Below are 7,266 nucleotides of genomic sequence, written 5' to 3'. Positions count from 1 at the left end.
AGTTTTGATCTGGTCACCTTCTTCGAGATCACCTCGCCCTGATCGGTGATCCCGTGGATGTGAAACGACTGTTTGCCCAAGTCAATCGCAAGTAACTGCATTCTGTGAACTCCTTCTGCTTGCCACGTCTGCCGAAAACTATCGGCGTCGGTGCAAGGGGCGTCCATTCCATAAGATGAGGAAGAAACCCGGAACCAAGCAGAGCCACGGTGAGAAAGTTGTAAACGACATCCGCCGCGCCACACGCAAACAGTACTTAAGCGAGAGGTCGCGCCGGGTTTGGATCATTGGTCGCACAAAGGCCCCAACAATCGAGCTGAAAACATTCATCTCCCTTTCCGAAGCCGGGAAAGGGCGATGCCAGGCTATCGCTCTCCACCAGGGTTGCGAAGGTTCCTGGCTACCCACTCAGTAATCCGCAATTGCTTTAGCGTCCCGGCTCTCGGCCGCTCCGCCTTAACAATCAAATATCACCGTCTCGAGGCATTAGACGCTTGGAACCCTGCCACTCAAGCCATTTGAAATCCGAAAACCAGGATTTCTATGTGGATCGCGAGTTAACGTGACAACACCGCAGATCTTTTGAATCACCGAACTGTCGGTGGATTAAAGCTGCCGAAACTCCGCCGGCGACATTTTCGTCTCTTTTTTGAACATGCGAGCAAACGCTGAATCAGACGCATAGCCTGCACTTTCGGCCGCATCCGTCAGCGATGACCCTGATGATAGAAGAACTTTCTTAGCAATTTCCATGCGCCACTTGGTGACGTAATCTATCGGCGTCATATCCATTGCTTTTTGAAACTGAACAGCAAAACTCGTCCGGGACATACCTGCGACTTGTGCAAGTGTTTCGACTGTCCAACTGTTGGCTGGGGCCTTGTGAAAGGCATCCAGCGCGCGACAGAGGTTTTTGTCCGCAAAAGCGCCCAACCCTCGCTCCAAAGCGTCACTTCCTTCAATGAAAGTTCTGATGGCTTGCGCTAATATTGCTTCGGACATTTTCAGAGCTATTAAATCGCCACCCAAATTTTGCCCACCGGTTTCTTCACCGATGATCCGCAATGTTGCTTCCATCCAGCGCCCTGCGCTTTCACCGTAGTTCTTGAGATGAATAAAAGAAGGTAGCCGTTCCATCAGGATGTGCCGCGCGTGGGGATCAAAGTCAAAATGACCACAAATAACCTGTGTTTCACTTTGCGGCTCTTCACCGCCATAGACGAGCACCCCTGAGCCATTGAAGCCTGAGGCTTCGAGAACCGTATCGAGCGGCAGGATCGTGTTTTTAGGATCTTGACCGCAGTATAGAACGTGAGCCGTGCCGTGGGGGATGATAACCAAATCCCCTTGCGCTAGACCGATGGGTTCATCGACACCATCGACGCGAATAAGACAGTTGCCGCGATGCGCGAAGTGAAATCTCGCGACGTTTCCATAGCTTGGAACTGCGACGCCCCACGGCCTTGTGAATGATGTGCGAAAATAGATCGTTCCGCGCATGGAAAGACTGGTCAGGATGTCACTCAGAAGATCAAGCATGGTAAAACCATACGGCACAAAGCGAACGTGTACAGAGGTCTCAACGAACTTGTACAGAGGTCTGAACTATCTGCATGACATTTGGAACGTTCGCGCATTCAAACACATCAAATCCTGTGGGTACTCATACGGTATCGACAATCCAAAGGAAATTCCGGCATGAAAAAACTACTGACCACGGTTGCAATCGCTCTGTCCATGGCAGGTGTTCAGGCGTCCGCAAAGGATGTTGCTGACATGAGTGATCTTGAATACGCACATATCGCCTACACGGCTGATAACATCGATATTCGCTACGCGTATCTGGCGCTCGCCCTATCGAACAACCCCGACATCCATGAGTTTGCAAATACAATGATCCGCGACCATACAGCGGTAAACGAAGCCGCATTGGGCCTTCTCGACAAGCTTGGTGCATCGGCACAAGACAATGCATTCAGCCAGAAGCTTAATGCAAATGCAGACGAGATTATTGATGGTTTCGTAAAACTGCGCGGCGCAGAGTTTGACGCGGCATATGCAGCCAACGAACTCGCCTATCACAAAGCGGTGAACGATCTGGTCGAGAACACGATGATCCCGAATATCGACAATGCCGAAGTAAAGGCGCTGTTCGAGCAGGGCCTTGAAATATTCAAGGCCCATGAAGGTCACGCCGAAATGATGGTTAAATCGCTGCAGTGAAGCGGGATTTACCAACACGCAGGGGCGTGATTGTTGGAGCGGCTGCAGTAGCAGCCGCTCCGATTCCGCAGCTTCTTATGGCCGAAACGCCGGTGGTGCACGAAGTTGAGATTCGATCATTCGAGTATCTTCCTGCCGTGGTCCACGTACGCATTGGCGATACCATACGATGGACGAACAAGGACATTGCTCCTCACACGGCAACCGCTGATGAGTTTGGGTGGGAAACCGAGACCCTGGAACGGAACGACACGGCTTCAATCGAGGTATTTGAAGCTATGGAGTTGTCCTATTTTTGTGCTTTCCACCCGCACATGAAAGGTCAGATCGAGATCATCGAGTAGCGGGCCAAAAAAGCACAGCGGATGCTTAGGCGGGAGTTGCATACAAAGAAGAGCAGACATCTGAGTGGCCCGCAGCATATGTCGATTTGGGCGCAGAGCAGACCCCAGAGGCGGTGCTGCATCGCGTGGTATGTACTGTCGGTTTGGCTGCTGCTGTTGGACTTGATCGCAGTTACGACCCTCGCTGTCGGCGGTGTGCTGGGAGGCGAGCTTGTTCACAAACAAGGCGCCACTTTGAGATCATCCTCAGGACAGCCGAATTCCTCTCGACCGGAAACATCTTAGGATCTTCAAAAACCCAGCCTGATCAAAGGCCCGCTCGTAAGACACACCCGGCGTCCCAGCCTCGTTTCGAAATCCAACTGAATCAGAACGCAAAGCAAAAACAGAACCCATGAAACAAATCACTTCCCTCACTGCGATTACTTCTTTGCTGATATTCGCATCCCAGGCGAATGCGCATGTTTCCCTTGCAGAAACCGAGGTTGCGCAGGGGGAAACCGCGCGTCTGACGCTGCGCATTCCCCATGGCTGCGGAGACGAGGCAACCTTGCGCGTCCGTGTACAAATTCCAGAGGGATTAATCGCGGCGCAGCCGATGGTCAAAGCCGGATGGGCACTTGAAACAGTGATCGGCGAGTACCAGAACAGCTACGAATACTATGGAAGTACCGTCTCGGAAGGTGTGCAGGAAATCATATGGTCGGGAGAGCTTCTGAACGCTTACTACGATGAGTTCGTATTCCGCGCCTGGATCAGCGATCGTGTTTCTGCAGACGAAATCCTCTACATTCCCGCGATCCAGGAATGCGCGAATAGCGAGCGACACTGGATCGAAATCCCTGAGGCTGGGCAAGACGGTCATGACCTGGAAGCTCCGGCACCAGGTGTTTTGGTTGTGCCGGCGAGTGCTGATGAGGGCCACAGCCACTGACTGGGCCCTGTCACGTTAACCGCCGTTCGGTTGCTCTTGCCTGGATTAGGACGTAGGGGGCATCGATGAATTCATCCAGGTGCCATCTGTCAGCCGCTGTATGCCGGTCGCGCTTAACACATCTGGCGAAATGCCGACCAAACCGGTTAACCCATTTGCGGACGGTTTCCCGGCTGACAATTCGCCTCGCTCGGCAAGCAGGTTCTCCACGTCCGCCGTGCTAAGTGCGAAACGGCGGTACGCCCACACTGCATAAGCGATAATCTCACGTAGGAAACGGAAGCCTTTCAGGCGCGGCATATCAGCTGGAATATTCATAGTCACCGGCTAGACGCCCTCAGGGGGTGCAGCAAGTCTGCAATCCCAGAGGAACTGCTGCTGCAGGAAATCCTGACTGCAATTGAGACAACACCAATGGAAGTACGCACTTACCGCTGAGTTTTGCACTCAACAATATTGCTGCAGTCGGGAAATCATTTCTTTTGGGTGAGCGTTCAACAAAGCGAGCAGCCTATATGCTGGACCTCCGGGGCGGCGTGTTTCCTGTTCCCACATCCGATAGCCAAACTCGGTCATCCCGATAAGTTCGGCCATTTCCGATATGGTTAAGCCGACCTTTTCGCGCACCTCAAGAGGTGAGGCTTCAGCGAATGACCTGGTCTTTTTTTGAGCGCCTTGCACCGGGTCAGCGGGTAAAAGATTGGGGTCCGGTTCCGTCATAATCTGCTCCTTTCTTGTTGCCCTTTGACGCATGACCGTAAGTCATGCCTAAAGTTCGTAATTGCGCAGAAATCACGTTCTGCCGCGCAGGTGTTTTTCTACCGTGCGCAGTCCGCGCGTCGCCTGTGCGATATCCGCCTGAAGGCTCCTGAGCTCATTTAGGATATCCCGCATGTTTTTTGAGGCCAACGAAGCATCGACGGGGTCAGGACCACCTTCTCCCTCACCGCTTAGAAGCAAAACCAGAGATACCCAAGAATGCCGGACATCATCTGCGCTTTGTTTGCACGTGGCTCTGTGCGGTCTTCGTCCCATCTCTGGACGGTCTTCAGCTTAACGCCCAACCTTGAGGCAAGTTCCTTTTGCGAATACCCCACGGCTTCACGCGCGGCGAAGATCCGGTCTCCCAGAGTTGCGGTTGCTTTACGGCTCGGATTCTTATTCGATACGGTCGTGTCTACGTTCATTCCACACTCCCACTTTCGCAAAAAAATAGAGGCGCTCCGGCCGCACGCTCAGAGCGACTCCCAAGGCGGATCGTCACAAGATTGCTGTTTTCGTGGCGGCGAAAAGGCTCCAGCGCTTGGGTGATGAAAGGCTGGATATCCATCCGCGACCGTTGCCACCTTGCAAACCGACGAAACAACGCCCAGTTCCGCTTGTCGCTTGATGGAATGACGGTCTGAACACGGGTTACATCGGCACACACGTCCCGCTGCATCACCTGCCCCAGCATGAGCGAGGCAAGTCCTTTTTCAGCCTCACTCTCAGATACATACACTTGCCAGATAAACAGAGTTTCCCGGTCGTAGGGGGGAATATAGGCCAACATCGCGCCAACCGTTTCCCCATCAAGTTCAGCGATGATCGAGAATTTATTGTAATCCTCGAATTTCGCGAGTTCACGTAGCAAGTTTCCGAAAGTTTCTTGATCTGCGCTTACGGTCAACGAAGCTACCGCCATGCCGTCTTGCGGCAAAAGGGTACGTAATACCGGAAATGGTTGTTCGAACAATTCCAAAAAATGCTGCATACAATACTCCATCATTAAACTTTGATATGCTAACTATCACAGAGAAGAGAAAAGACAAAAAAGCGAATTTTAAACTGATAAATTTTCCATATAGCTTTTGCTTTATGTTTCGCTAGGCTAATAAAATTTCAGGACAATTCGATTTGAGCTATCGACTCGGTTTAGACAATCTCGTGCTCTTTGAGCCAAGAGTAGATACTTGCATCGTATCGACATCAACCTTGTCGCCTCGCGCCAAGTTCTGTGTGCCGCCAAGATGTCTGGCCCGAATTTGGAGAAATCCGCTGGGCTGACCGAGGTCGATCCGTTGAGGATGCCCCAAGTCCTCGACAAGAGTGGGTTTAGACAGATGGAAGAACGAGAAAGATCAACGATTGTAGCCGTGCTTGAGCGGGTTGCCAGGGTGCTCGATACCAAAGACCTTCCGGACGGTGCAAATCTGACGACAGGTGAGTTTCAAAAACCGGAATGAAAAGGGGCCGGCGCGGCCGGCCCTTTCGTCTTGCTTTCCTGGCACCTTATCCGAGAACGGCTTTTACCGCCTGTACCGTCCCGGCAACTACCTGATCGGCCTCTTCGCGGGTCAGGCAGAAGGGCGGCGCAAAGCCCAGGATGTCACCTTGCGGCATGGCGCGGGCGATGACCTTGCTTTGCTCCAATAGCTTGGCCGAGATTTGCGGACCGATTTTGTCGGCTGAGTCGAAGAAGGTACGGCTATCCTTGTCTTTCGCGAATTCCACCGCACACAGCATCCCTTCGCCACGGACATCACCGACATGGGCGTGATCGGTCAACGCCTCGGCCATGGTCTTGTTCAGATAGGCGCCCACTTCACCCGCTTTTGAGACCAAATTCAGTTCGTCAATTAGCTTGAGGTTGGCAACACCGGCCGCAGCACCGATGGGGTGCGCCGAATAGGTCCAGCCATGTCCGATTGGTCCGTATTCATCCGTACCCTGTTCCAGCACTTCCCAAACCTTGTCACTGACAATCGAGCCGGACAGCGGCGCATAAGCCGATGTCAGACCCTTCGCGATGGTGATGATATCGGGTTCGATCCCGTAGTGATCAGAGCCGAACATGGTGCCAAGGCGACCGAAGCCAGTGACGACTTCATCGGCAACCAGCATGATGTCGTGTTTCTTCAGCACCGCCTGAATGGCCTCCCAGTAACCTGCGGGCGGGGGAACGATGCCGCCTGTGCCCAGAACCGGCTCACCGATAAAGGCGGCGATCGTGTCTGCGCCTTCGCGCTCAATCAAAGCTTCCAGTTCGGCAGCGCAATGGGCGACGAATTGCTCTTCGGTCTGGTCCAGATTTTCACGGCGATAGTAGTAAGGAGCCTCGGTGTGGATCACCTGTTCGACCGGCAAGTCAAATTTCTTGTGAAACAGTTCCAGCCCGGTCAGCGAACCCGTCACAAGACCCGAGCCGTGATAACCACGCCAACGCGAGATGATCTTTTTCTTTTCCGGGCGGCCCAGAATGTTGTTGTAATACCAAATCAGCTTGATGTTGGTTTCATTCGCGTCCGAGCCGCCGAGGCCGAAATAGACCTTGGACATGTTCGCAGGTGCCCGGTCGAGGATCATTTTCGACAAGGTGATCGATGCCTCGGTGCCGTGGCCTACATAAGCGTGGTAATAGGCCAACTCTTTGGCCTGCTCGCCGATGGCCTCGGCAATTTCTTGACGGCCATAGCCGACGTTCACACAATAAAGTCCGGCAAAGGCGTCCAGCAGTTTGTTCCCGTCACGGTCTTCGATAAAGACACCGCTGGCGGTCTTAATTACGCGGTTCGGGCTTTCACCACGCGCGTGCTGTGCCAGATGGGTCGAAGGGTGGAAAAAATTTTCGCGATCCCACTGGTCGAGTTGGTCATTCTTCAACATTAGCTTTCCCTTTGTGTCACAGCAAACTTACACCCGATTGCGGCGGTCAGCAGTCTCGGAGAAAATTGCTTGTGACAAACACTCCGCGCCCTTCATTGGTCTGGGAAGGGCACAAGACCA

Annotated in this window: 9 protein-coding genes and 3 pseudogenes; 5 read left to right on the top strand and 7 right to left on the bottom strand. The window is 53.1% G+C overall.

Annotated elements, in window-relative coordinates; all coding sequences use genetic code 11:
• Positions 1–101 (bottom strand): annotated as a pseudogene (locus tag AC2FIT_RS20970) (IS110 family transposase); the annotation flags it as partial.
• 157 nt (positions 102–258) lie between these two features.
• On the opposite strand from AC2FIT_RS20970, the pseudogene AC2FIT_RS20965 reads away from it, so the two are divergent.
• A pseudogene (locus AC2FIT_RS20965) lies at positions 259–522 on the top strand (DDE-type integrase/transposase/recombinase); the annotation flags it as partial.
• 84 nt (positions 523–606) lie between these two features.
• Here the strand turns inward: AC2FIT_RS20965 and AC2FIT_RS20960 are convergent.
• Positions 607–1,539 (bottom strand): AraC family transcriptional regulator, encoded by a 933-nt coding sequence (locus AC2FIT_RS20960; RefSeq protein ID WP_496832151.1) that lies wholly within the window; start codon positions 1,537–1,539, stop codon positions 607–609.
• A 159-nt stretch (positions 1,540–1,698) separates the two neighbouring features.
• Here AC2FIT_RS20960 and AC2FIT_RS20955 point away from each other — a divergent pair, with 159 nt between their 5' ends.
• The 3 genes from AC2FIT_RS20955 (at position 1,699) to AC2FIT_RS20945 (ending at position 3,501) form a co-directional block, all read left to right on the top strand.
• Positions 1,699–2,223: a DUF4142 domain-containing protein gene (locus AC2FIT_RS20955; RefSeq protein WP_496832149.1), complete on the top strand. Its 525-nt coding sequence runs from the start codon at positions 1,699–1,701 to the stop codon at positions 2,221–2,223.
• A 26-nt stretch (positions 2,224–2,249) separates the two neighbouring features.
• A complete protein-coding gene (locus AC2FIT_RS20950) occupies positions 2,250–2,567 on the top strand; it encodes a cupredoxin domain-containing protein (protein ID WP_496832147.1) in 318 nt (105 codons plus the stop codon).
• A 394-nt stretch (positions 2,568–2,961) separates the two neighbouring features.
• Entirely contained in the window at positions 2,962–3,501 is a 540-nt protein-coding gene (locus AC2FIT_RS20945; protein ID WP_496832145.1) for a YcnI family copper-binding membrane protein, read from the top strand.
• A gap of 64 nt (positions 3,502–3,565) precedes the next feature.
• Here the strand turns inward: AC2FIT_RS20945 and AC2FIT_RS20940 are convergent.
• From AC2FIT_RS20940 to AC2FIT_RS20925, 4 genes and pseudogenes are all read right to left on the bottom strand, one after another.
• Positions 3,566–3,819, bottom strand: a pseudogene (locus AC2FIT_RS20940) (IS6 family transposase); the annotation flags it as partial.
• 129 nt (positions 3,820–3,948) lie between these two features.
• The gene (locus AC2FIT_RS20935; RefSeq protein WP_496832144.1) at positions 3,949–4,254 is read right to left on the bottom strand and encodes a helix-turn-helix domain-containing protein; all 306 of its coding nucleotides are present in this window, start codon (positions 4,252–4,254) and stop codon (positions 3,949–3,951) included.
• A gap of 197 nt (positions 4,255–4,451) precedes the next feature.
• Positions 4,452–4,688: a helix-turn-helix domain-containing protein gene (locus AC2FIT_RS20930; RefSeq protein ID WP_496832142.1), complete on the bottom strand. Its 237-nt coding sequence runs from the start codon at positions 4,686–4,688 to the stop codon at positions 4,452–4,454.
• Positions 4,685–5,254: a GNAT family N-acetyltransferase gene (locus AC2FIT_RS20925; protein WP_496832141.1), complete on the bottom strand. Its 570-nt coding sequence runs from the start codon at positions 5,252–5,254 to the stop codon at positions 4,685–4,687. Before AC2FIT_RS20925 ends, AC2FIT_RS20930 begins: the two co-directional genes overlap by 4 nt.
• Before the next feature lie 199 nt (positions 5,255–5,453).
• Between AC2FIT_RS20925 and AC2FIT_RS20920 the strand changes: the two genes are divergently transcribed.
• The gene (locus AC2FIT_RS20920; protein WP_496832140.1) at positions 5,454–5,726 is read left to right on the top strand and encodes a hypothetical protein; all 273 of its coding nucleotides are present in this window, start codon (positions 5,454–5,456) and stop codon (positions 5,724–5,726) included.
• Positions 5,727–5,772: 46 nt separating this feature from the next.
• On the opposite strand, the gene AC2FIT_RS20915 is transcribed toward AC2FIT_RS20920, so the two are convergent.
• The gene (locus AC2FIT_RS20915) at positions 5,773–7,146 is read right to left on the bottom strand and encodes an aspartate aminotransferase family protein (protein WP_496832138.1); all 1,374 of its coding nucleotides are present in this window, start codon (positions 7,144–7,146) and stop codon (positions 5,773–5,775) included.
• Positions 7,147–7,266: the final 120 nt, after the last annotated feature.

This window comes from Ruegeria sp. YTSA135 (assembly GCF_059610165.1).
The sequence above is the reverse complement of the archived record's forward strand: the minus strand, read 5'-3'. Positions and strand labels throughout refer to the sequence as shown.

What these genes read in the sequence shown, in the direction of transcription:
- AC2FIT_RS20925 (WP_496832141.1), bottom strand. Translation starts at nt 5,254, where the DNA reads ATGCAGCATTTTTTGGAATTGTTCGAACAACCATTTCCGGTATTACGT.
- AC2FIT_RS20955 (WP_496832149.1), top strand. Translation starts at nt 1,699, where the DNA reads ATGAAAAAACTACTGACCACGGTTGCAATCGCTCTGTCCATGGCAGGT.
- AC2FIT_RS20915 (WP_496832138.1), bottom strand. Translation starts at nt 7,146, where the DNA reads ATGTTGAAGAATGACCAACTCGACCAGTGGGATCGCGAAAATTTTTTC.
- AC2FIT_RS20935 (WP_496832144.1), bottom strand. Translation starts at nt 4,254, where the DNA reads ATGCGTCAAAGGGCAACAAGAAAGGAGCAGATTATGACGGAACCGGAC.
- AC2FIT_RS20930 (WP_496832142.1), bottom strand. Translation starts at nt 4,688, where the DNA reads ATGAACGTAGACACGACCGTATCGAATAAGAATCCGAGCCGTAAAGCA.
- AC2FIT_RS20945 (WP_496832145.1), top strand. Translation starts at nt 2,962, where the DNA reads ATGAAACAAATCACTTCCCTCACTGCGATTACTTCTTTGCTGATATTC.
- AC2FIT_RS20960 (WP_496832151.1), bottom strand. Translation starts at nt 1,539, where the DNA reads ATGCTTGATCTTCTGAGTGACATCCTGACCAGTCTTTCCATGCGCGGA.